Source organism: Pseudoalteromonas gelatinilytica, assembly GCF_001641615.1.
Lineage (GTDB): Bacteria > Pseudomonadota > Gammaproteobacteria > Enterobacterales > Alteromonadaceae > Pseudoalteromonas > Pseudoalteromonas gelatinilytica.
The window spans coordinates 111011-135710 of the sequence record NZ_LRRU01000019.1 but is presented as its reverse complement, the minus strand read 5'-3'; the positions used below and the strand labels follow the sequence as shown (position 1 = coordinate 135710).

Annotated in this window: 23 protein-coding genes; 11 read left to right on the top strand and 12 right to left on the bottom strand. The window is 39.9% G+C overall.

Translation table 11 applies throughout. The annotated features are described in order from the left end of the window. Window positions 1–181: 181 nt before the first annotated feature. A complete protein-coding gene (locus tag NH153_RS11050; RefSeq protein ID WP_063703756.1) occupies window positions 182–391 on the bottom strand; it encodes a PGPGW domain-containing protein in 210 nt (69 codons plus the stop codon). Window positions 392–539: 148 nt separating this feature from the next. Between NH153_RS11050 and ydiJ the strand changes: the two genes are divergently transcribed. Then, a complete protein-coding gene (ydiJ, locus tag NH153_RS11045; RefSeq protein ID WP_063703753.1) occupies window positions 540–3584 on the top strand; it encodes a D-2-hydroxyglutarate dehydrogenase YdiJ in 3045 nt (1014 codons plus the stop codon). A gap of 37 nt (window positions 3585–3621) precedes the next feature. On the opposite strand, the gene NH153_RS11040 is transcribed toward ydiJ, so the two are convergent. Both NH153_RS11040 and NH153_RS11035 read right to left on the bottom strand, forming a co-directional pair. Then, window positions 3622–4809: a cation:proton antiporter gene (locus NH153_RS11040; RefSeq protein WP_063703751.1), complete on the bottom strand. Its 1188-nt coding sequence runs from the start codon at window positions 4807–4809 to the stop codon at window positions 3622–3624. Then, entirely contained in the window at window positions 4809–6020 is a 1212-nt protein-coding gene (locus NH153_RS11035; RefSeq protein WP_063703748.1) for a tyrosine-type recombinase/integrase, read from the bottom strand. Before NH153_RS11035 ends, NH153_RS11040 begins: the two co-directional genes overlap by 1 nt. 134 nt (window positions 6021–6154) lie before the next feature. Between NH153_RS11035 and NH153_RS11030 the strand changes: the two genes are divergently transcribed. The 3 genes from NH153_RS11030 (at window position 6155) to NH153_RS11020 (ending at window position 9220) form a co-directional block, all read left to right on the top strand. Beyond that, window positions 6155–6718, top strand: a complete 564-nt coding sequence (locus tag NH153_RS11030) for a lipid-binding SYLF domain-containing protein (protein WP_063703746.1) — start codon at window positions 6155–6157, stop codon at window positions 6716–6718. A gap of 361 nt (window positions 6719–7079) precedes the next feature. Then, entirely contained in the window at window positions 7080–7397 is a 318-nt protein-coding gene (locus tag NH153_RS22055; RefSeq protein WP_063703743.1) for a hypothetical protein, read from the top strand. Between the two features lie 263 nt (window positions 7398–7660). Then, window positions 7661–9220 (top strand): methyl-accepting chemotaxis protein, encoded by a 1560-nt coding sequence (locus NH153_RS11020; protein ID WP_138625012.1) that lies wholly within the window; start codon window positions 7661–7663, stop codon window positions 9218–9220. An 11-nt stretch (window positions 9221–9231) separates the two neighbouring features. Here NH153_RS11020 and NH153_RS11015 read toward each other — a convergent pair whose 3' ends face one another. From NH153_RS11015 to NH153_RS10995, 5 genes are all read right to left on the bottom strand, one after another. Beyond that, window positions 9232–10281, bottom strand: coding sequence for a patatin-like phospholipase family protein (locus NH153_RS11015; RefSeq protein ID WP_063703741.1), 1050 nt, complete (start codon window positions 10279–10281; stop codon window positions 9232–9234). A 27-nt stretch (window positions 10282–10308) separates the two neighbouring features. Further along, window positions 10309–11718: an alanine/glycine:cation symporter family protein gene (locus NH153_RS11010; RefSeq protein WP_063703739.1), complete on the bottom strand. Its 1410-nt coding sequence runs from the start codon at window positions 11716–11718 to the stop codon at window positions 10309–10311. 120 nt (window positions 11719–11838) lie between these two features. Continuing rightward, window positions 11839–12795: a patatin-like phospholipase family protein gene (locus NH153_RS11005; RefSeq protein WP_063703736.1), complete on the bottom strand. Its 957-nt coding sequence runs from the start codon at window positions 12793–12795 to the stop codon at window positions 11839–11841. Between the two features lie 174 nt (window positions 12796–12969). Continuing rightward, window positions 12970–13965: an LLM class flavin-dependent oxidoreductase gene (locus tag NH153_RS11000; protein WP_063703733.1), complete on the bottom strand. Its 996-nt coding sequence runs from the start codon at window positions 13963–13965 to the stop codon at window positions 12970–12972. 67 nt (window positions 13966–14032) lie between these two features. Next, complete coding sequence (locus NH153_RS10995; protein ID WP_063703731.1) at window positions 14033–14806, bottom strand: siderophore-interacting protein; 774 nt, start codon at window positions 14804–14806, stop codon at window positions 14033–14035. A 111-nt stretch (window positions 14807–14917) separates the two neighbouring features. Between NH153_RS10995 and NH153_RS10990 the strand changes: the two genes are divergently transcribed. From NH153_RS10990 to NH153_RS10980, 3 genes are all read left to right on the top strand, one after another. After that, window positions 14918–15352 (top strand): MarR family winged helix-turn-helix transcriptional regulator, encoded by a 435-nt coding sequence (locus NH153_RS10990; RefSeq protein ID WP_054552220.1) that lies wholly within the window; start codon window positions 14918–14920, stop codon window positions 15350–15352. 63 nt (window positions 15353–15415) lie between these two features. Continuing rightward, a complete protein-coding gene (locus NH153_RS10985) occupies window positions 15416–15829 on the top strand; it encodes a LexA family protein (RefSeq protein WP_054552219.1) in 414 nt (137 codons plus the stop codon). Further along, on the top strand, window positions 15817–17073 hold the full coding sequence (locus NH153_RS10980) for a Y-family DNA polymerase (RefSeq protein WP_063703730.1): 1257 nt from the start codon (window positions 15817–15819) through the stop codon (window positions 17071–17073). Before NH153_RS10985 ends, NH153_RS10980 begins: the two co-directional genes overlap by 13 nt. On the opposite strand, the gene ybaK is transcribed toward NH153_RS10980, so the two are convergent. Then, the gene (gene ybaK, locus NH153_RS10975) at window positions 17070–17531 is read right to left on the bottom strand and encodes a Cys-tRNA(Pro) deacylase (RefSeq protein WP_063703728.1); all 462 of its coding nucleotides are present in this window, start codon (window positions 17529–17531) and stop codon (window positions 17070–17072) included. The two genes, NH153_RS10980 and ybaK, sit on opposite strands and share 4 nt — an antisense overlap. A 150-nt stretch (window positions 17532–17681) precedes the next feature. Here ybaK and NH153_RS21725 point away from each other — a divergent pair, with 150 nt between their 5' ends. The 3 genes from NH153_RS21725 to NH153_RS10965 all read left to right on the top strand — a co-directional run bounded on the left by NH153_RS21725 (window position 17682) and on the right by NH153_RS10965 (window position 19474). Beyond that, window positions 17682–17918 carry a hypothetical protein gene (locus NH153_RS21725; RefSeq protein ID WP_138625015.1) on the top strand — a complete coding sequence of 79 codons (237 nt, stop codon included), beginning with the start codon at window positions 17682–17684 and terminating at the stop codon, window positions 17916–17918. Window positions 17919–17995: 77 nt separating this feature from the next. After that, window positions 17996–18340: a DUF3302 domain-containing protein gene (locus NH153_RS10970; protein ID WP_063703726.1), complete on the top strand. Its 345-nt coding sequence runs from the start codon at window positions 17996–17998 to the stop codon at window positions 18338–18340. Window positions 18341–18343: 3 nt separating this feature from the next. Next, window positions 18344–19474 carry an HlyD family secretion protein gene (locus tag NH153_RS10965; RefSeq protein ID WP_063703724.1) on the top strand — a complete coding sequence of 377 codons (1131 nt, stop codon included), beginning with the start codon at window positions 18344–18346 and terminating at the stop codon, window positions 19472–19474. A 73-nt stretch (window positions 19475–19547) separates the two neighbouring features. On the opposite strand, the gene dnaJ is transcribed toward NH153_RS10965, so the two are convergent. Both dnaJ and dnaK read right to left on the bottom strand, forming a co-directional pair. After that, window positions 19548–20684, bottom strand: a complete 1137-nt coding sequence (dnaJ, locus tag NH153_RS10960; protein ID WP_063703722.1) for a molecular chaperone DnaJ — start codon at window positions 20682–20684, stop codon at window positions 19548–19550. 183 nt (window positions 20685–20867) lie between these two features. Next, window positions 20868–22787, bottom strand: a complete 1920-nt coding sequence (gene dnaK / locus NH153_RS10955; protein WP_063703719.1) for a molecular chaperone DnaK — start codon at window positions 22785–22787, stop codon at window positions 20868–20870. A gap of 239 nt (window positions 22788–23026) precedes the next feature. On the opposite strand from dnaK, the gene NH153_RS10950 reads away from it, so the two are divergent. Further along, window positions 23027–23827 carry a thioesterase family protein gene (locus tag NH153_RS10950; protein WP_063703716.1) on the top strand — a complete coding sequence of 267 codons (801 nt, stop codon included), beginning with the start codon at window positions 23027–23029 and terminating at the stop codon, window positions 23825–23827. On the opposite strand, the gene NH153_RS10945 is transcribed toward NH153_RS10950, so the two are convergent. Continuing rightward, the gene (locus NH153_RS10945; RefSeq protein ID WP_063703714.1) at window positions 23816–24592 is read right to left on the bottom strand and encodes a substrate-binding periplasmic protein; all 777 of its coding nucleotides are present in this window, start codon (window positions 24590–24592) and stop codon (window positions 23816–23818) included. The genes NH153_RS10950 and NH153_RS10945 overlap by 12 nt on opposite strands. Window positions 24593–24700: the final 108 nt, after the last annotated feature.

Sequence of the window (24700 nt, the reverse complement as noted above, 5' to 3'; positions counted from 1 at the left end):
GTTCTTTCTAGGGGCGATTAACTCTTTGTTACCTACATGGATGTAGGTAAGGGGCGTGAGCAGGACGCGGAAGCTTTGCTCGATTTTTACTTAGCCCACTAGGTTACAAATCTCGCGCCGCGATTAAATCGCCCCTAGAGTGAACAAAGTCTAATCTACAAAGGACAACACGCCTTTTAAATCAGCGAGCAAGTTTTTTATCAATATATGCACATGACTTAGTGAGTGCTTTTTGACACAAGGTTAAATAATCACGCGCTTTAGGATAATAAAAAGATAAACAGAAGAGACCTGCAATAAAAAAGATCAACGACGGTCCGGGAATAATGACAAAAACTAATCCCAATAACATGGACAAGGCACCTAAACTGATTAATGCAATTTTTTTCATCTGATTATCTCCATTTGCTGCTTTATTACACAGTATAAAAGTATTGCACCCTAAATCGATAAAAAGAGTGTTACAAACTGTAAAATCTTCAATTTATCTTAGCTATTAGCATGATATAATTTGCAAAATGCCTTAATTTATCACCGTCATGATAGCAACAATAAGCCAACAACAAGCTGCCACAGAACTCGTATCTAATTACTTAGAAACAATTAAAAAACAAGGTTTTAGTGGTGATACCGATGCAAGCTTTTCTACACGTTTAAGTTTATCGACCGATAACAGCGTTTACCAACAAGTACCTCAAGGTGTCATCTTTCCAAAGTCTGCAAAAGACATACAACTTGCTATGCAAATTGCTTCACGTGATCCGTTTTTATCACTGACCTTTGGTCCACGCGGTGGCGGTACGGGTACTAATGGCCAATCGCTAACACCCGGTATAGTTGTTGATTTATCACGTTATATGCGTGAAATCTTAGAAATCAATGTCGAAGAAAACTGGGTACGCGTGCAGACAGGTGTAATCAAAGATCAATTAAATGACTTTTTACGCCCTTATGGTTTTTTCTTTGCCCCCGATTTATCAACAAGTAACCGAGCAACAATCGGTGGCATGATAAATACAGATGCCTCTGGTCAAGGCTCTTTGGTTTATGGCAAAACCAGTGATCACGTTTTAGGCCTTACTACTTATCTTGTTGATGGCACTGAAATGTCAACAACCCCTATGCCTATTGAAAAAGCAAAAGTAATTGCTGAACAAAACACGACTGTAGGTAAATTATATAAAACAGTTATCGATATTGGCCTTGAAAACCGTGATGCTATTTTAGAAAAATTCCCACGTTTAAACCGTTTTCTTACCGGTTACGATTTAGAACATATTTTTTCTGATGATTTACAAACCTTTGATATGAGCCGATTAATTACTGGCTCCGAAGGTTCTTTAGGTATTGTTACAGAAGCGAAACTTAACATTACGCCAATTGCAGAATTTAAGACTTTAATTAACATTAAATACGATAGCTTTGATTCTGCACTTCGTCATTCACCCTTTCTAGTCGCAGCAAATGCAACTTCGGTAGAAACAGTCGACAGTAAAGTGCTTAACCTTGCTCGTGAAGATATCATTTGGCATTCAGTATCGGACTTAATAACCGATGTTCAAAACAAAGATATGCAAGGGCTCAACATGGTTGAGTTTAATGCGGTTTCACCAGAAGACATAAAAGACAAAGTAGACACTCTTTGTAAGTTACTTGATGAATGTGTTACAAAGCAAACTAATGGCGTGATCGGTTATCAGTTAACGAATGACAAGGCTGATATTTTAAAAATTTATGCAATGCGTAAAAAGTCAGTGGGTCTTTTAGGGAATGTAAAAGGCAATCAAAAACCATTAGCTTTTGCTGAAGATACAGCTGTACCTCCAGAAAACTTAGCAGATTTCATTGTTGAGTTTCGCGAACTTCTCGATAACCACAATCTTCAATATGGTATGTTTGGTCATGTTGATGCTGGCGTATTACACGTAAGACCTGCTTTAGATATGTGTGACCCTGAGCAAGAAAAATTACTTCGTCATATTTCAGATGAAGTCGTTAAATTGACTGCCAAATATGGCGGCTTAATGTGGGGTGAGCACGGCAAAGGATATCGAAGTGAATATGGCCCTGAATTTTTTGGCGAGCATTTATTTACACAACTTCGAAAAATTAAAGCGGCATTTGATCCAAATAACAGAGTAAACCCAGGTAAAATCTGTACGCCAATTGAAAGTAAAGACTCACTCGTTTCTGTTGACGATCAAAAGCGAGCCTGGTTCGACAAAGAAATTTCTATCGATGTTAAAACAGAATTTAATAACGCGATGACCTGTAATGGTAATGGTCTGTGTTTTAACTACGATGAAAAATCACCAATGTGTCCGTCTTATAAAGTAACAGGTGACCGCCGATATTCACCAAAAGGTCGCGCGAGTTTAATGCGCGAATGGTTACGACTTCAAGAGTCTGAAAATATTGATTTACTCAATGTTGAAAAAGAATTGATCAATGGTGAAGTAATCACTTGGTGGGAGCGCTATCAACATAGTCGCGATAAGAAAAAAGGCGTTTATGATTTCTCTCATGAAGTGAAAGAATCAATGGACGAATGTTTAGCTTGTAAAGCATGTACAACTGCATGCCCAATTAAAGTTGACGTACCAACATTCCGTTCACGCTTTTTAAATTTCTACCATAGTTATTATGCACGCCCAGCAAAAGATTACTTAGTAGCAGGCATCGAACAAACTGCACCGGTGATGGCAAAATTTGCTAAAGTGGTAAATCCAATAGTAAATACAAAACTTGTTTCAGGTTTAATTAAAAATACTATTGGTTATGTTGATACACCAAGTTTAAGCGTACCGCAACTTTCAAAACGTATTTCAAAAGATCAACAATTCAATTTTGAATTACTAAATTCACTTTCCAAAGAACAACAAGCTGAATATGTATTGATAGTTCAAGATCCATTTACGAGTTTTTACGAAGCCGAATTAGTCGAAAGCTTTATTAAAGTCATTAAAGCGTTAGGCAAAAAAGCAATGCTATTACCATTTAAACCTAATGGTAAAGCACAGCATGTAAAAGGGTTTTTAAATGAATTTAAAACAACAGCAAAAAATGCAGCTGAGTTTTTAAATTCACTCAGTGAAATCAATGCACCTTTAGTTGGGCTCGATGCATCTTTGGTTATGTGTTACCGAGATGAATATGTGTCAATTTTAAAAGAGAACCGTGGAAATTTTAAAGTTGAACTTGCGCATGAATGGCTTCAAACGCAAAACTTCAAACAGGTTACACTTGCCACAAAATCGAATTCACCATTTAAATTGTTAAGTCATTGTACTGAAACAACAGCTATGCCAAATGCATCTAAAGTTTGGCAAACCATCTTTGCTGATTTAAATTTACAACTAGATACGACTAGTACAGGTTGTTGTGGTATGGCAGGAACCTATGGCCATGAAAAACAAAACCAAGAAAATTCACGCGCACTTTATGAAATGAGTTGGCAACCAATTATTTCTAATAATGAGCCTGAAACTATTTTAGCAACTGGGTTTTCTTGTCGTAGCCAAGTGAAACGCTATGAAAAATTTAAACCAAAGCATCCACTGCAATTAATTGCAGAGCTACTGTAAGTTTTAAAAAATAAAAAAGGCGCTTAACGCGCCTTTTTTATTGGTAACTTTTTGCGATGGGCTTGGTACTCATGCCATGAATAAACACACTAAATAAAATGGTTGTTAATGTTACGGTGGCAATTTGCTCTTTGTTTGTAATTGCTGTATCCATCACCATTAATGTGAAAACAATAGATGCCAAACCTCGTGGACCAAACCAAGCAAATGTAAATTTGTCTTTGAAATTTAAATTAGTAAACATGAGTGAAAGTAGTACCGGCAAAATTCTAAAAATCGTCACACTTAATAGCGCATAAAAAACAATTGGCCAGGTAATATCATTCACAATTAAGTGACCACATACAAAACCGAATAAACACCAAATCAGTAGCGCAACGAATTCAGCGATATGTTCAGAATCTTTAACTAATGTAGAACGAATTTTTTTAGGTGCTAAGTAATCAAATAATAGTCCAGCTACAAAAACAGCAATAAAACCACTGCCATGAAAATTTTGTGTTAAAGAGAAAATGCCCATGACTAAACCAATCAATAAAAATGGACTGCTATTATTTGCAAAGTAATGGCGTGCTAATGCAATTTTTAAAAGTGGAATAAAGACGGCCATCGACACGCCTGCAATAACAAGTGCTACTCCTAACTCTCTTGCAAAAACAAGTAGAGTATCAACGGTAGTTACAGCACTTTCTGGATTTTGAGCTAATAAAAGTAAAACTAAAAAGATGGGTACGCAAAGGCCATCGTTCAAACCACTTTCTGTATTTATCCCTTCGCGAACTTTTTCTGGAACCGATGTGCATTCTAAAATTCCCTTACTAAGCGCGGCATCAGTTGGCGTTAAGATCACCGCAATCAAAGCAGATTGAAAAAGTGACAATTCAGAAAAGAAAAATAAAGCACCGGCCACACCTAACAATAATGTCATTGGTAAAGCGACAAAAAGTAATAGGCTAGGGTACTGATAACTATGTTTTAATACAGGAAGTTTTGATTTTGCTGCATCGGTGAATAAAAAAATACTGAGTGTGAGTTCAACCAAAGGTAAAATGTCGCTGAGTCCGGCTTCGCCTAATTTGAACTCACTTGGTAAAAAGTAAGACATTGCAATTCCGACCAACACAAAAAACATTGGCCCGGTAATTTCAGTTCTCTCTAATTGCCGAATCGTCAGTGAGTAAAACAATAAAGCTAAACCGACTAATGCAAGTATTGTATATTCCATTAGATTTTCCTTTTTATTCCAGACTTTGCGCGTTCTTTTATATTAGTTTGAATATAAATTTGATCTGTCGTAGCAATTTTTGCATGACCTAAATCTTCAGATAAATGCTTAAGAGGTCTTGTTTGCGCATCGTGTGTTGCACCGGTATGTCTTAGCCAGTGAGCAGTGGCTGCTTCAAGTTGTTCCGCATCATCTTTAAAGCCGTCATCTAATAATGATTGTTTTGCTAAATCAAAACTTTGCTGTACTAAACGGCGAATTTGTCGAACAGTCATTCCCCCTTTACCACGAATTTTGTGAACAAGCGGTTCAGCTTCATCAACGCGGGGCAGGGCAGGTAGACCACGGTAAAGTCTGTACCGTTTTAGATACGTGATAAAATCTTCGCTTAAAGTAACATCACGTAATTTATTACCTTTCCCCATTATTCTTAAAAACCAAAAGCCATCATTATCTTGCCAAAAATGTGACATAACGGGTGACCACTGAGGTCGTTCTGATAACTCAGATATTCGTAAGTACAACCCTTTTAAGCAAGCAAGAGTGAATAAATTTCTTTCTAAATCAGGCTGTTGTTCACATAAATCCCGAGTAACACCAAAAACATATTCCCATTGAATATCACTGAGTGTATCGGGGATTTTGATTTGCGATTGCACCACTAAGTAAGGGCTATTCTTTTTAACAACGGGTACAAAGTTAGCAAATGTTTTTTCTTCTAATATTGCGAACTTATAAAAAACATTGAGTGCTGTAAACATAGCAGCGAGTGTTTGTTGGCTAGCAATATTTTCTTTATTAATGAAAGGGCGCCAATTTGTATTGAGTCGTCTTATCCCTTGTTCATCTTTATAACGCCATTGCACTGAATTTGATAACCAGGCTGAATCTGGTTCAACCATAAAATCAACATAAGCTTCAATATCGTCACGTTTTAGATCAAATACCGATTTTTCAGCAACCAACCACGACCATAAACAAAAACGCTCAAGCTCATTTCGAAAACGATTAAATGTGGCTTCTGATTTTCGGCCATACACATACAAAAACTGATAAAGAAAAACTAAGTCATTTTTTGATTCAGCAACAGTCAATCCAACGTGATGTATAAAGTTATCAAGTTCTGGATATTCTGTTGCAAGAGTATCATCTTCAAGATGGGCAATTTGGTAACGCAGTTGTTTTAGTGTATCGACGAGAGCAACGAGCATAATGATGTAATTTCTTGTAAAATAACTAGTTATAAGATTACCATAAAGTCCGATACTGTCTAGTATTGGACTTAAGATATCTTTAGTATTTGCAACATTTACTAGATTGCCATACTAATATTCAAGGAATATGTATGAAAAAGTATATCGCTATTAGTTTAGTTTTGATCACGACAATTTTAACCGGTTGCGTTACTACAGGTAGTGCATCACCCGATGAAAAACGTGCTTTAGTGCAAAGCATGAAAAATAATACATTAAGTAAGCTTTATGCACAAAAACCAGATGTTAAACAACAAATAGCAAACTCTGCCGGTTACGCGGTTTTTGATAATGCCAACGTCAATGTTGTTTTAGCCAGTTTTGGTGGTGGTTATGGTGTAGTAAAAAATAACTTAACCGGTAAATCAACTTATATGAATATGGGTGAAGCAGGTTTGGGCCTAGGTTTAGGTGTTAAAGACTTTAATGTTGTGATGGTTTTTCATAATCAAGCAGCAGTAAATCGCTTTATTGAACACGGATGGGCATTCGGTGGAAACGCTGATGCAGCGGCAAAATATGAAGATAAAGGTGGTGCTTTAGTTGCTGAAGCAATTGCCGACCAAGTAACCGTTTATTCTTTAACCGAAAATGGCCTTGCACTACAAGCCGTACTCAAAGGCACCAAGTTTTGGGTCGATTCTGAGCTAAATTAAGCAATTTAAAACCCTTCTAAAAGTGGGCTAGTTAGCAACCTAACTCCCACTTTTAATTATTTAACATAACGTAATTTATGGGAAGCAAATACATTGTAATCTTCATGTATCGGCAATTAATTTAACTAGTTTTCTAAACCCAACATTTCTAATGATTAAATACTTAAAACTGTTGTTAAGTTCAAACTTTTGATTTATCAACACTATCAGAAATTTCGTATTTAATTCATAAGCCACTAATTTTACTTAATATTATTTCTTCACCTTATTATAGTAAGACTTTCGGATTGGGCCATAAGGCTTAGGCCTTAATACCGCTCACGATTCACATTAGTCTAAACAATAATAACAAGGATTCATCATGAGGAAGTTTTTTCTAATCATCATTATCGGCTATTTCGCATGGGATTATTATGCAGTTAATTATGGGGGCATCTCACCAACGGAAACGCTGCAAACAAAAATCATTGATCCCGTAAAATTAAATTACAGTCACAACCGTGAAATCACACTATCAGATTATGAAAAGCCAGAGTATGAATGTGATGACCGTCAATATTGCAGCCAAATGAACTCTTTAGAAGAAGCGCTATTTTTTACTAAAAATTGCCCAAATGCAAAATTAGATCAAAGCCCTGGTGAAGCGCCCTGTCAAAGTGATTTTATTTTGCGTGATTAATGTATTTTTAAAAATCAAGTTGGCTAAATTTTACAATTTTAGCCAACTTTTAACTCAGGCACCTAACTTTTCTTAGTTAAATAATATTAACTTTTGCAACATAAAACCGGAATTTTCCTAGTTCTTTTTTACTGATTAATCGCTAAATTGTTTATAAACATTCTTTGCTAATTTAGCACTGATTCATTTTTTGTTCTCAGCCTGTTTATTTAGTCCGCTAATTTAACTATCTGAATGCAAAGCTGTACTTGGGTGATTTTGACGTGAAACATAGAATTAATACCAATACCGAAGTTAAATTTTCTGAATCTGACATCCTTCTTTCAACGACAGATTTACAAAGCCATATTACCTATGCCAATGATGAGTTTTGTAAAATAGCTGGATACACATTAGACGAAATGGTGGGTAAACCTCATAACCTTGTTCGTCACTCTGATATGCCGAAACTGGCTTTTGCAGATTTATGGCAGCATCTCAAAAATGGTCAATCTTGGATGGGGCCTGTTAAAAATCGTTGTAAGAATGGAGACTACTATTGGGTGAATGCTTTTGTAACACCAATCAAAGATAGCAATGGTCGTACGGTTGAGTTTCAATCTGTAAGAACTAAGCAAAGTGATGAGGTTATACAAAGAGCAACCGATGAATACGCAAAAATAAACAATAACCAAAAATCTCATGCCACTGCAACAAAGTTTGATGCCACTCTTTACATAAGTGCCCTATTGCTCATTAGCTTTTTAGGTTGTTTGGCTGCCGTTTTGAGTTCTGAATTCAATATTTTTAACTGTGTACTAGTACTACTTTTGGCATCAGCCAATGGAGTCATGTATTTTTGGCGTCAAAAATATTTAGCGCTGATTACTAAAGCAAAACAAGTCTACGACAACCCTTTAATGGCTTATCTGTATTCTGGTACCAATGATCAATCTGGCTTTTTACATCTTGCCTTAGAGATGCAACAAGCAAAATTAAAAGCGGTTGTTGGTCGTGTTAATGATGTGACCATGGGCGTTAATCATAACGCCCAACAGTGTGCAGAATCAGGCCATAACGTGACGGAACTTTTAAATAAACAAACTGATGAAGTCTCGCAAATTGTTGTTGCCACAGAGCAAATGACGGCCTCAATTAATGAGCTTTCATCGAGCACAATGCAATCAAATCAGGCTGCTGAAGAGTCAAATCAAGCAACCGAACAAGGCTCACTGGCGGTCAAGCAAACGATAAATTCAATCAGTGAACTTGATGAAAAACTCAAAGCTGCAAGTAGCCAAGTAGCAAACTTAATTGAAGGTAACCAGCACATTGTGGCAATTTTATCTGAAATAAATGCCATTGCTGATCAAACAAATTTACTTGCTTTAAATGCGGCCATCGAAGCTGCCCGAGCAGGTGACCATGGCCGTGGCTTTGCTGTTGTTGCAGGTGAAGTTCGAGCATTGGCATCGCGTACACAGCAATCAACTGAAGAAATAAATAATGTGCTAAATCAACTGACACATGCCTCAAAACAAGCTCAAATTGCCATGAACGATGGACTTAACTTGTCGGCTAAAAGTGTTGAACTAGCACATCAAAGCGGCGATAGTTTAGACCATATTAAAGCCCAGTCTATCAAACTAAGCGAGCTCAATAGCATCATAGCGCATGCAATGAATGAACAACTCACAGCAAGCCAGGTTATTGCTACCAACTTAACCTCAGCGCAAGACTTTGCTCATGAGTGTACTGAACTTGGCCATACCTCACAGCAACTTTGCGAAGCGTTACTAAGTAAAGTAACTGAGCAAACATCTTTGATTAATCAGTTTAAGTAGTGAAAGCAATATTATTTGATAAGGTTTATTTTCGGTGTGTGCTTATTAGTACACACCGCATCAAATGCCTCTGCTAACCGTTCGGTTTCTTTGAATACTTGTTGCCAATATTTAATTCGTGTATCAGCATCAAGGTCAGTAAAGTCTTTACGATCGGGGATTTTGCCAAAAGGTAATGAAGCAACAAAGTCAGCTGATGGAGTGATCATCACCACATTATCATAATTACTTGGGGTAATACCCCGTTTTAAACTCTTATCAAACCAACCTGCTTTTGGGCTGTTATTAAAATGCGGATATAAAATAAGCCCGTCATTATGAATACTTAGGTCAAAGTGATAATCGATAATACCGCCATCACGATACATACCTGGTGGTGTTCCTGTGATATTTTTAATGCCTTGCATGACTAATGGAATAGAACCTGAAGCAAGTAATGCATCAGCTAAATTATCTTCGCTAAGGTCAATAGTATGGGTATTGAAAGTATTGTTATCTGAAAACGATAACTGACTATCCGCAGGCTGAAATACATAACGCTCGTATTGCTTGCTTAACAAACGCCTATTCATTCGATTGACTAAGTAGCTTTTAGATAACCCCATTAACTGCATCACTTTGTTTTCTGATGCTGTAAAGCCATTCGATTTTGCAACGATAAAGTGGGCTTTAAAAATAGGGTTGTTAATAATTTCTTGAATACCATTTTCAGCAAAAACAGTGCTTAATAACTCTCGTGCTTTTGTTGTTATTTCTTCTGGTTTTGCTTTATTCGATGAATAACGTGTTTCAGAGTATGACTTTGCTAATCGAGATATTGCGGCAACAGGGTCGTTTTGTGCAAAACAGGCAGCTCTAAATGCCCCTGCACTTGATCCTAATAAGTTTAAAGGTGTGGTACGGTCTTTAAAAAATTCACCAAATAGATATTTATCTAAACCAAATAATGTAAACCATTTGGGTCCACCGCTTGCCCCTAAAAATGTATTGAACAAACCGGCAGACAGGCCTTGCTCTTGAATTACTTTTGCAGCACTTGGCCCTGCATAAATATCTATCATGGTTACTTTTCTCGTTATTGTTTTAGCTTATTTTCGCCAAATCCCTTGTTCTGTTTGACCTTGAACCTGCACTTTTTCAGAGTCAAACCTCGGCTCTTGTCCTGCTTCACGTTGACTATGATAGTCTTTTGTCACAGATAAGATCGTTGGCGTTAAGCGTATGATAGCGATAACGTTCACCACTGTCATTAAACCTAAAGCAATGTCTGCAAGATCCCACACTTGTTTAATGGTGGCCGATGCCCCCCAAATCATCATGGATAAATATAAACAGGTATAAATACCTCGGCCGAGTTTATTATCTAGTTTAAATAAATGTAGGTTACTTTCTGCGTAGGCATAGTTTGCAACCACAGAAGTAAATGCAAATAAACAAATTGCAGCTGCCACAAAATAAATGCCCCCAGCGGCCATATGTGCTGTCATCGCAGATTGAGTTAAGCGTATTCCTTCCATTTCGCCGCTAATATCAATATCAGCTAATAAAATAATCACTGCCGTACAGCTACACAACACAATAGTATCGAAAAACACCCCTAGCATTTGAATGTAGCCTTGAGTGACTGGGTGATTTGGTACTGGCGATGCACAGCCTGATGCATGGGGTACACTACCCGCTCCGGCTTCATTCGAATAAAGCCCTCGCTGAATACCATTTTTAATTGCTGCGCCCATAGCCCCTGCGCCTGCCTCTTGTAAGCCAAAGGCTGAAAGTAAAATATCTTCAATCATCGCAGGTACTTTACCGATATTCAGTAAAGTAATTATGATAGCGGCAAGTACAAATAAAATGCCCATGACTGGCACAATGCGTTCAGCAAAGCGGGCAATAGCTTTAAAGCCGCCTAAAATAATAGAGCCAGCCAGTATCGTGATCACAATACCAGAATACAAAGTTGGAATTTCAAATGCGTAATTAAGGGCATCGGTAATGGTATTCGTTTGCATGGCACTGAACGTAAAGCCATAACCAAGGAATAAACAAAAGGCAAAACACACCGCAAGCGCTCTGCTGCCTAACCCTTGCTGAATATAATAAGCAGGCCCGCCCCTAAACTCGCCATTGGCATCCCTGACTTTATAAACTTGCCCAAGTACGCTCTCGGCAAAGCCTGTGGCCATGCCCAAAATGGCAATCACCCACATCCAAAATATTGCGCCACTGCCCCCTAACGAAATTGCAACGGCAACCCCTGCAAGGTTACCTGTGCCCACGCGAGCTGAAAGACCAGTACATAAAGCTTGAAACGAACTAATTGAGTTTTTATCGGTGCTGCTACTCGACTTTAATAGGCTAAACATATGGCGAAACTTAACCAATTGAATCGCCTTTAACCTTACCGAAAACCAGATCCCAGCAAACAGAAGAATATAGATAAGAATTTGGCCTTCTCCCCAAAGAAGACCATTGATTGTCGATACAGCACTGTTAAACATGGCAAGCCTTTATTGTTCTTATAGATAAAAAATCACAAAAAGTGAATAGCTAACCACTTTAACTCTATTTACAAATATCTCAAGTAGGCAATGGCATTAATTACCTGAGCCTGCTCCCAACTAATTTAGCAGTTGTTGCTGTAAAAAGGCACGACCTGCCGCTAAGCCTAATTTGTGATCATAGCGAAGATCTGAATCTGTACTACCCAGCAGCTTACTGCGTAATTTATCACCTGCAAAAATTTGTGTGATACGGGCATCACTTGGCGGGTTTGCAATGAAATCTAATTCATCTTGATAAGCTTGTTCGTGTTGAACCAAGTAATCAATGGTTTTAGGGCAATAACCAGATACACAAACGAGTGACTTTAACTTATTTACCCATTCAGATTGTACTTGGAAGTTTTCATCAACAGTACGAATAACCACAATATCGCGGGCACCACGGTTATAGGCTTCTTTCACGGGTAAAGGTGCAGCTAGGCCACCATCTAAATACATATCATGGACTAAATCAGTATTAGAGCTTTGAATAATGGCATCGTTTGCGGCCTTGGTTGTTAACCAAGGAGTTAAGTTAACGCCATCTTTATATAAAAACGGTAATGCGCTTGATGCTTTTAACAGAGCCAACCATTGCGTATCTTCACCATTTGGGCTCAAGTAATAGGGCTTACGATCAGCCGCGTTAGTGGTTGTGATCAACAGTTCGCGATTACCTAGGCTTTGTGTTGCTGTTTTAAAATCTAAAGCGCGATTTACTTCTTTGGTTTTATCAAAATACCAATCAAGATCGACAATGCTTTTACCAAACAGCCCGCGGCCAAGTTGAAAAAAACGTTTATGCCGCGAAAGCCCTCTGATCAGACGTTTTGCATAGCCTTTTTGACGCGCTAAATAACTTGTTAAGTTTTGTGAGCCTGCCGACGTGCCAATGAATAAATCGAATGGATCGTAATTATTTTCTAACCACGCATCGAGTACACCTGCGGTAAAAATCCCTCGTTGCCCACCACCCTCAGCGATTAATGCTGTTTTTGTTTGTGGTTCTACTGCGGCAATTGTTTGAGATTTCACGGTGCACCTTCCTAGGGTAATGGTTAATAAATGTATTGTATAAAGTTAAATTCAATCCTTAAAACGGATTATATAAATTGATTTAATCTATAAAACCGTTTAATAAATGAGTGTCAGGGCTTAAGCAATGCGCATAAAAACTCATTACACGCATTCACTATTTGCTAAACCGTATTAGTGCATGATGCTTGCTAATATTTCCAGCGCATGTTGTCTGTCACTCAATTCATACAGGTCATTTGTAAAAATAAACTCATCAACCTGTAGCGTTTGTTTAATCATACTCAGCTTATGCTTAACGCTCGCTTGACCGCCCACAACTGAAAGCCCTAAAAAGCTTTCTACTTGCATTTTTTCTTGCGCTGTCCACAACCCTTCCATTGTTGCAACAGGCTCTTTAAGCCAAAGTGGCTTGCCGCGCATAAGTGCTAAGATACGTTGTTTCGCTGTGGTTGCTAAAAACTGTGCTTGTTCGTCGGTATCAGCGGCAACAACAGGTAAACCAAGCATGACGTATGGCTTATCTAATACCTCAGATGGCTGAAATTCTCTGCGATACAATGCAATGGCATCTTCAACAAAACGTGGCGCAAAATGGCCAGCAAATGCATATGGCAAACCTTTTTTAGCAGCAAGCCCAGCACTATAAAGGCTTGAGCCAAGTAGCCAGATTGGTACATTAGTGTCTTCACCTGGGATTGCGCGTACCGAAGAGTCACCCTTATATGGGCCAAGTAAAGCTTGCAGCTCAGTTACCTCATCATTGAAGTGCTCAGCGCGTTGTTCGTCACGGCGCAAAGCACGGCTTGTGATTGGGTCACTACCTGGGGCTCGTCCTAGCCCTAAATCAATGCGACCGGGGTATAAACTCTCTAGGGTGCCAAATTGCTCAGCAACCACCAGCGGTGGATGGTTAGGTAACATCACCCCACCTGCACCTACGCGGATATTCTGGGTTTTGCCTGCGATGTGGCCTATCAGTACAGAAGTTGCGGCACACACGATACCACGCATATTGTGATGCTCTGCCATCCAAAACCGATTAAAACCCAGTTTGTCGGCTGTTTGTGCATAGGTAACGCTATTTGCTAATGTTTGCGAAACGGTTTCGTGCTCTTTCATTGGGCTCAATTCAAGCAATGAAAAAGGTGTATTGGTAAGGTCTGACATTCGCTCTCCAAAATTTAACTCTTTATAATTAGTTAATGAGAGCGAATGGCTTTTTTTCAAATGCTAATTAGGCACGGCTTTGTTGCTGTTTTTCCACCTTAAGGCCATCGGCATCAATACCACGCTTCCAATAGGCCGATGCAACAATGTGTTCATGGTCAATCGCAAAACTGCTTGTTACTAAACGGCGAATTGCTTTTACCAAGTTTGCTTCTAGTGCCATAAACACCATAGGTTGCGTGTTATAGCCTGCACATAAGCGTGTTACTTGGTCGAGTAGATCGGTTTCTGGCTCATCTGTAACTAGCCATTCAACACTATGTTGGCTGTGTGCTTTAATTTGCTCAAGTTCAATGATGTCGGCTTTATCAGCAACATGAATAATGACATCGACAGTGGCATCTTGTGGCAGGGCTTGTAAGTAGCCATTGATTGCATTGACAGAGGTTAAATCTGCCAGCATTAAATAATGTGTTTGCGTAAAATCAGTGAGTTTTTTAGGGCCTGGGCCTGCTATACCTACCTCGTCGCCTACACACGCATTTTGTGCCCAGTTGGTTGCCACGCCTTGATGTTGGTTAACCACAAAGTCAAGAGTAATTGCACCGTTAACGGGGTTGATATCACGAATAGTGTAAGAGCGCATTAATGCAGGATGCTCAGCGTGTAAATCAAGTTCAACCTTAGATTCACCGGCATGCGGGAGTAATACCTTTACGTACGCACCTTTTGCATCTTGTGGAAAATCGGCAAACTCCTCTGAGCCAACAACAATTCTTTGTAGATGCGGGGAAATACGTGTAGTACTTAATACGTTTGCACGACGAACTTTTCTAGCCATCTTTCTCTCCTAGCTGGTTAAATTGCACAACGCCCCAATAGTTGATATAGTCAACTATACGCTTTTGATTGACTTTGTCAACTAACTCCACCAACTGAACTTAGGTGAACCATGCCACAAACCTCACTTTCTTCTGCTTTATTTACACTGGCACAAAGTTACCGTGTCACTGTACGCGAAGCCATTAACGCCAACGAGCTTGGTCTTAATGCGCTGCATGTACGCTGTTTACATATCATTGCCGAAACACAGCACTGTACCGCTAATGATATTGTTACCAAAACCGGTCGTGATAAAGCACAAATAGCACGCTTAGTAAAAGAGCTTATAAAGCTTGAACTGGTTTCTAAATGTGCCGACGAAAATGACAAACGCTGTTTAATTTTATCCTTTACTGATCAAGGTAACGCCCTGTTCTCGCGTTTAGAAGTTGCAGAGCAAGAGGTTGATGCCAAACTTTGCCACGGTTTAACGGATCAGCAAGTACGTGATTTTATCGCTATTGCCACAACCATGATCGAAAATATTAATCACAACACGCCGTGATCTTATTGGCAAGATAACCACAAACCACTATACTGTACAAACGTACAGTATAGTGGTTTTGTTATGCGTGTTATTCCTATTTATATCGAAGCTGGCGTATGTGGTTTTGAATCACCGGCAGCACAATACAAAGAGCTAGGCTTATCATTAGATCAACTATTGATTAAACACCCTGATGCAACATTTATTGGTATTGCTTCTGGCGAATCAATGCAAGGTGTGGGGATTTTTGATGGTGACTTATTACTGGTTGATCGCGCCGAAGATGTTAAAAATGGCGATGTCATTGTCGCGAATCTAAATGGTTTATTTGTTTGTAAGCTATTAGATAAACACAATGCCCAGCTATTATCAGCCTCGCCTAAATACCCTGCAGTGCAACTACGCCAATCGGATGAATTTCAATTAGAAGGCGTGGTCACTCGCTCAATTCGCTTACATCGCAGTAGTAAAGAGCTGTTAGCATGTACGCCTTAGTCGATGCAGTGGCCTTTTATGCCAGCGCCGAAAAAGTATTTGATCCGGCTATTCGTAGTAAACCGGTTGTGGTTCTCACCAACAACGATGGCTGTATTTGTGCTGTGTGCCCTATTGCACGAAAGCTGGCTATTCCAAAATTTCAGCCTTATTTTCAAGTAAAGAAAATACTCGAAGATAACCAAGTGGTGATCCGCTCATCTAACTATGAGCTGTATGCGGATTTAAGCGAGCGAATGATGAATGTAATTGGCCGCTTTTGCGATAATCAGCACATATACTCTATTGATGAATCATTTTTAAACTTTACTGGTTTCAACAAGCTTATTCACGACTGGCATGGTTATGGCCATGATATTCGCCGTACCGTATGGCGCGAAACAAAGCTGCCTGTTGGGGTTGGATTTGGCCCAACAGCAACCCTAGCCAAAGCCGCCAATCATGCAGCGAAAAAACTCCCCGGCTTTGATGGCGTTGCAGTGATTGACTCAGAACCTTCACGGGTAGCCATTTTAAAAGCCATGGACATACAAGATGTTTGGGGCGTTGGTCGACGCTTAGCTAAAAAACTCAAAGCAATGAATATTAATACAGCCTTTGATTTAGCCGAGCAAGACCCACGAAAAATGAAACGCCTATTTAGCATTGTATTAGAGCGCACAGTGAACGAGTTACGCGGTAAAAGCTGTTTAGCCTGGGATGAAGTACGCCAAGACAAAAAAGAGATTTTTTCGACCCGTAGTTTTGGAGAGCGTATCACTGACGCCACCGCGCTGAAAACGGCACTGATCAATCATTGTGTCATTGTAGCAAGAAAACTACGTGCGCAAGGCTCACACACTCAACGCTTATTAATGTTTGTGGCCAGCTCTCCTCACCAAGATGGCTATTATAAAAAGTCCTATATTTATGAGTTTAGTGTCGCCACCGCCGATAGTTGCGTGTTTGCCAATGCTATCAGCGAGGTATTTGATCATCTCTATAAACCAGGGGTCCGATTTTATAAATGTGGTGTAGGTGCCCTAGAGTTATCAAGCCAAATGTTTCAGCAACCAGATCTATTTCAAGCGCCTATCGATAACCCTAAACTGATGACGTGTCTTGATAGCATCAATGCTCGTTATGGCGTGGGTACCCTTGCCATAGCCAGCGAAACTCCTACAACCCGTTGGCACATGAAACGCGAATATTTATCGCCTCATTACACAACCCGTTGGCATAACCTACCGAAAATACATTGTTAAAAGTCTGCCAAACTAGCATTTAATAAACTACATAAATCCTTAGGTGCCAACGCAATCTCCAAGCCACGTTTACCTGCTGAAACATACATAACATCAAAGCTATCTGCAGAATGATGTACATAGGTAGTAAGGCGCTTTTTCTGACCTAGCGGGCTCACTCCCCCTAAAATATAACCTGTGGTATTTTCGACTTTTTGTTGTGGGGCCATCTGTACTTTTTTAACCTTTGCCGCTTTTGCTAGCATTTTAAGGTTAACTTGCTGGCTAACTGGCACAATAGCAACTAAGAGCTGGTGGTCAGCATCTTCAAGTACTAAGGTTTTAAATACTTGTTCAGCAGGAAGATTCAATTTCTCAACAGCCTCAAGACCGAACTGTTGATGCAAGGGATCGTGCTGATAGCTGAGCACATCGAAACGAATACCTTTCTTTTTTAATAAATTAATAGCTGGCGTCATTAAACTTCTCATAACTGATTCATTAGCAGTAACTTTATAAAACATAGCGTGAACAAGGAGCACAAGGCAATACAAATGCACAAGCAAAGCACACTTAATTAAACTAATTGAACTAAACTTAAATTATGAATACTGGGCAGAGTAATAAACATGTCTAGACGAACCGGGCTCTATCTACTCAAACAAATATGTATCATAACAATGATGTTGTATGCGGTTAATTTTGTGTGTAACGAATACCTCGCATGGAATGCCTATATGGATTGTCAAAGCAAATGCCATACGCTTGGCTTAGAAAAAGGCCGAATACAAAACACAACTTTTTCAGAGGATGTGACTTTATGTCGTTGCCTTGCTGATACCGACTACTACGTTGTACTGAACTAAATCTGAAAATACCGACTAGGAATTAGGGAAATTTCACGTATTATTAAATTGATTATAAGTTAAACAAAGGAAAGTACATGTTTTTAGACTACTTTGCGCTGGTCATGCTAGTGTTTGTAACGGTAGTAATATTTTATGGTGTTATTGCCATTCACGATATTCCCTACGAAATTGCCAAAAAACGTAATCACCCTCATCAAGATGCCATTCATTATGCCGGCTGGGTCAGCCTATTTACCCTACACGTGCTGTGGCCATTTTTATGGGTTTGGGCGACATTATGGCGTGATGACCGAGGCTGGGGTTTTAACCAGATTCAAAAGGAACAAGAAGACTTAGCTGAAAAAGTGGCAAGCCTAACAGCCACCGTTGCAGCACTACAAGCACAAGTAAATGCTCAATCGAATAATAAAGAGAAATAAACTATGGATTTGTTATTAATACTCACTTATACCGCATTGTGCATTGGTATTTTCAAAGTTTTTAAAATCCCACTTAATAAATGGACAGTACCTACCGCGGTACTCGGTGGTGTAGTGCTGATAGGCGCTTTAATTCTATTAATGAACTACAATCACCCACATTCAAATATGGCAAGCAGTGTCTATGTTACGACGCCAATAGTGCCAAATGTGCGTGGCACAGTTGAAGAAGTCGCAGTAAAGCCAAATCAGCCAGTTAAAAAAGGTGACTTACTGTTTCGCCTAGACGACACCTTATACCGAGCAAAGCTAAATCAAGCAATTGCGGCTTTGCAAGATGCCAAACAATCAGTACTCGGGTTAGAAGCAGCCTATAAATCAGCGCAAGCCAGCGCGCTGATGGCTAAAGCAGAACATGACCGCAGTAAGAAAGAATACGAACGCTATGAAAAAGGCGCAAAAAGCGGAGCCTACTCAAAAGGCCAAGTTGATAATAAATTAGGGGTCTACTTAGCTGCAAAGGCAAGTTATGAGGCGGCACAAGCCGAAGAGTTACGCCAAAAACTTGCATTTGAGTCAGAAATTAACGGCGAACAAACTAAAATTGCCGCTGCTCGCGCGAATTTAGAGCAAGCTCAGTTTAACTTAGACAGCACCAGTGTGTATGCCCCTACCGATGGCTATGTTACACAACTAACATTGCGCCCAGGCATGATTGCTGTACCCATGCCACTTCGTCCGGTGATGACCTTTGTACACAAAGAAGACACCGTCTACGTAGCTGCATTTCGACAAAATTCGTTATTAAGACTCGAACCAGGCTACAAAGCAGACTTTATCTTTAAAGCTATTCCAGGTAAAACTTTTGCAGGTGAAGTAATCGATGTGTTACCCGCTATTGGTGAAGGGCAAGTACAAGCGCAAGGCACACTAATGGGCAGTGAGTTTTTCGCACGACAAGGCCGCGCTATTGTTACCTTAAAAATCACTGATGACATGAGTGAATATCATCTACCACAAGGAACAAGCACAGAAGTTGCAGTTTATTCAGAACACTTCGAACACGTATCAGTGATGCGTAAAGTGTTAATCAGAATGAAAAGTTGGCAAAACTACTTATTCTTAGATCACTAAGATAACTAATTCGAAATAAAAAAAGGCGCTTATTAGCGCCTTTTTACTGTCTAACTAAGTTACTAAATAGGAGTTACTTAGTTAGGTCATCGAAGAATTTCTTCACACCGTCAAAGAAACCTTTTTCCTTTGGACGGTTTTTTGAGCCATCTTTACCCATGCTTTGCTCAAGCTCTTCAAGCAATTCACGTTGACGGTCATTTAAATTCACTGGCGTTTCAATAACCACTTTACAGATCAAGTCACCTTGAGCGCCACTGCGTACAGACTTAACGCCTTTGCCACGCATACGGAACATTTTGCCCGTTTGGCTTTCTGCTGGGATCTTCAGTTTTGCACGGCCATCGAGGGTCGGCACTTCAATTTCGCCACCCAGTGCAGCTGTTGTAAAGCTAATTGGTACTTCACAATACAAGTTATTGCCATCACGTTGGAAAATCGGGTGTTCACGAACAGAAACCTGAACGTATAAGTCACCAGCTGGTGCACCATGCATACCCGCCTCACCTTCACCAGATAAGCGAATACGGTCACCTGTATCAACACCTGCAGGGATCTTAACCGATAAGGTTTTGGTTTTTTCTACGCGACCTTGACCGTGACAGCTATCACATGGATCAGAAATGATTTGACCCGTGCCCTGACACGTAGGACATGTTTGTTGTACAGCGAAGAAACCTTGGCGCATTTGTACTTGACCCGCACCATGACAGGTTGTACACGTTTTTGGTTTAGAGCCTGCTTTTGCACCACTACCGTCACATGGTTTACAGCTAACCCACGTTGGTACTTTGATTTCAACTTCTTTACCACGAACAGCTTCTTCAAGGCTTAAGTCCATGTTATAACGAAGGTCTGAACCACGTTGTTGGCGCGATTGACGACGACCACCGCCACCAAAGATATCTCCAAACACATCACCGAAAATATCGCCAAAGTCACCATGACCGCCGCCGAAGCCGCCGCCGTGACCACCACCGCCTTGTTCAAAGGCTGCATGACCGTATTGATCATACATTTGACGTTTTTGTGAATCAGTTAATACTTCGTAGGCTTCTTTTACTTCCTTGAATTTAGCTTCAAGCTCTTTATCGCCTGCGGTACGGTCTGGATGATATTTCATCGCTAAGCGCTTATACGCTTTTTTTATGTCTCGTTCGCTGGCATCTTTGCTCACGCCGAGAACTTCATAATAATCGCTTTTTGACATATCTATCACACTACTCTTTTTACTGCAGTTACACTGCGTAAGGTAAGTCGAACGACTTTACCGTTTATATACATGCAAAAGGCGCGTCAAGCGAAATCGCTGGCGCGCCTCAATCATTTCATCCTAACTTAATTGGCTAAACAAAGCAGCCATTATTGCGTTAGGCAGAAGCGAAACAAGCAATTACTTGTCGTCTTTCACTTCTTCGAACTCTGCATCAACAACATCGTCGTCTTGTTTTGCAGAAGATTGCTGTGCACCTGCATCCGCACCACCTTGTTGTTGTGCTTTAGCTTGCGCAATTTCCATTAGCTTTTGTGATTTTTCAGCAAGAGCTTGAGTTTTCGCTTCAATCTCTTCTTTGTTATCACCTTTAATCGCCGCTTCTAGCTCAGTAAGCGCAGCTTCGATTGCTTCTTTATCTTCTGCCGGTAATGCATCACCCGCTTCTTCGATTTGCTTACGTGTACCATGAACCATTGCATCAGCTTGGTTACGAGTCGCTACTAGCTCTTCGAATTTTTTATCTTCTTCAGCGTGCGCTTCAGCATCACGTACCATTTTTTCTACTTCTTCATCGCTTAGACCTGAAGAAGCTTGGATTGTGATCTTCTGCTCTTTACCTGTATCTTTGTCTTTAGCAGATACATGTAAGATACCGTCCGCATCTACGTCGAATGTTACTTCGATTTGAGGTGTACCACGTTGTGCTGGGCGAATACCTTCTAGGTTAAATTGACCTAGAGATTTATTGTCGCTTGCACGCTTACGCTCACCTTGTAGTACGTGAATCGTTACCGCTGATTGATTGTCTTCAGCTGTTGAGAAAACTTGTGATTTCTTAGTAGGAATCGTTGTGTTTTTCTCAATTAATGCTGTCATTACTTGACCCATAGTCTCGATACCTAGTGATAACGGAGATACGTCAAGTAGTAGTACGTCTTTAACGTCACCAGCTAGTACACCACCTTGAATCGCAGCACCTACAGCAACAGCTTCATCAGGGTTAACATCTTTACGTGGCTCTTTACCAAAGAACTCAGCAACTGTTTTTTGTACTAAAGGCATACGTGTTTGACCACCAACAAGGATGATGTCATTTACGTCGCTTACTGATAAATCAGCATCAGCTAGTGCACGCTTAAGCGGCTCGATTGACTTAGTGACTAAGTCTTCAACAAGTGACTCAAGTTTTGCACGAGTAACTTTAACGTTCATGTGCTTAGGACCAGTTGCGTCAGCAGTCACGTACGGTAAGTTAACTTCTGTTTGCTGTGCAGAAGAAAGTTCAATCTTCGCTTTTTCAGCAGCTTCTTTAACACGTTGCATTGCAAGCGGGTCATTTTTAAGGTCAATACCTTGGTCTTTCTTGAACTCTTCAACTAAGTAATTGATAACGCGGTTATCAAAGTCTTCACCACCTAGGTGAGTGTCACCGTTAGTAGCAAGAACTTCAAACGTGTGCTCGCCTTCAACTTCGTCAATTTCGATGATTGAGATATCGAAAGTACCACCACCTAAGTCGTATACTGCAACAACGTTTTCACCTTTATTTTTGTCCATGCCGTATGCAAGTGCAGCGGCTGTTGGCTCATTGATGATACGTTTAACTTCAAGACCAGCGATACGACCAGCATCTTTAGTTGCTTGACGTTGTGAGTCATTGAAGTATGCAGGTACTGTGATTACTGCTTCTGTTACAGGCTCACCTAGGAAGTCTTCTGCTGTTTTTTTCATTTTTTTCAGCACTTCTGCTGAAATTTGTGGTGCCGCACGTTTTTCGCCACGTGCTTCAACCCATGCATCACCGTTATCAGCTTTTACAATTTTGAAAGGCATGATACCGATATCGCGTTGTACTTCTTCGTCTTCAAAACGACGACCAATTAGACGCTTGATTGCAAATAATGTATTAGTTGGGTTAGTTACCGCTTGGCGTTTTGCTGGTTGACCAACTAGTGTTTCACCGTCTTGCGTATATGCAATGATCGATGGTGTTGTGCGATCGCCTTCCGCGTTCTCGATAACGCGTGCTTTATCACCGTCTAGTACTGCTACACACGAGTTAGTAGTACCTAAATCGATTCCAATAATTTTACCCATGAATCTTCTCCAACTTCAGAATTCGTTAAAACGTTCGATGACTAGTAGATAGGGGTGCAGGAAACTGAATTCAACTGTAAAAATGAAAAAAATTTACTTTTTTTTGAAATATTTTCCAAATGGGCATTTTTTCTTCAATAAAGGCTGTTTTCTCAGCCTGCTTGCAGGATAAACGAACTGGTCTGATGACTTTAGCTATGCTATAACAAACAACATAATTATAAATGTTAAGGAAAATTATGCATTTTGATCAATTACTCGCCATGGCAGCTGAACTTGGCAAAGATAAAACTAAAGTAATGCAGTTTCCAGAAAACTGGTGTCAGGGTCGTACTGCCTTTGGTGGTTTATCAGCCGCTTTACTGTATCAAGCTATTCGTCAGCATATCGATAACTCTCGCCGTTTATTATCTTTAAGCACTAACTTTGTTGGGCCATTAATCGCTGACTGTGATTTTACAATCGACGTTGAAGTCTTACGTGAAGGAAAAAACAGTGCACAGGTACTCGCTAAAGTAATTCAAAATGGCGATGTCTGTGTTATCACCCAAGCGTGCTTTGGGGCTGAGCGCCAATCAAGTGTACGTGTAGATGTTACTAAAACCATGCAGCTAAAACCGGTTGATGAGCGTTTCACACTACCTTATAAAGAAGGTGTAATGCCGGCATTTTTTCAACATGTGGCGTTATGCTTACAAGACGGCAATATGCCATTCTCTGGCGCTGACACATCACATTTAGGTGGTTGGATGAAATTCAAACATGCACCAGAGCAAATGAGTGAAGCGCATATCATTGCCCTAACAGATGCATGGCCACCCACCCTGTTACAAATGTATAAACAACCAGCTCCAGCAAGCAGTATGTCGTGGTATATAGAATTTGTAGAAGAGCCAGCGATCAACCATGATGCTTGGATTGGCTACGAAGCTATTACACACCATAGTAAGGATGGCTATGGGCTAGAAGATGGCTGCATTTGGAGTGAAGATGGTAAGCTGATTGCGCTTAGCCGCCAAACTGTTGCGTTATTCGCGTAACTCAGGCTCTGAAAGCTGAGCGTACTCAGTACCATCAAGGCGAATAATTGCTTGGTATTCGCCTGATTCTATGATCTCACCAAGACCCAAATTAAACGTGTTTTTTAACGTTTTACTGTAAAAAAACGCAGGTCTTGGTGCTTCTTTAAAAATTGCATGCACAATAAAAGGTTTAACCTCAGCGCTTTGTTTATATTTTTCTAAATAATATAAAAACACTCGGCGCTCCAAGATGATGACATCGACCCAGCCCTTCATAAGGTGATCAACTTGCGCTTCTTGATTTACCACTTCTTCGTAAGAACGCAAAATATTGGTAACCGATTTAAAAGGTGCCTCGATAAAATTAGTGGCATTTTGAAAGGCAAGCACGCTTTTACCAGCTAAATCATAAATACTATTAATTTTCAGCTCTTTATTGGCAAGGCTAACCGCCACATTTTGGTAGCTCAGTAATTCGTCGCTTTTATAAACATGCGGCGTGAGTACGGGTGGAAAATTTAATGCAATATCAACCTTGCCCTGCATAAGCTGCTGCTCAGCACGCTTATTAGACATGTAATGGATATCGATATTAGAAATGCCTTGCGATTTAAAAGCAGCTTTCAATATTTCAAGTTGAATACCACTGTTAGTGTCTTGAATAACATAAGGAGGCAAAGAGGCGCTTGCAGCAACAACAATCGGTTTTTGCGTATTTGGCTCAGATAAACACTCACCTTTAACACTAACAAACAACATTAAAAGGATAAATAATTGCTTCACTGCTCACCTTAAAGAATTAAATGTATTAAAAAGCGTAATCGCTTTGTACAAATATTAGCTTATATTAAACAAAGGTGCATTTGTATTTACACACTATTTGATGCAAAC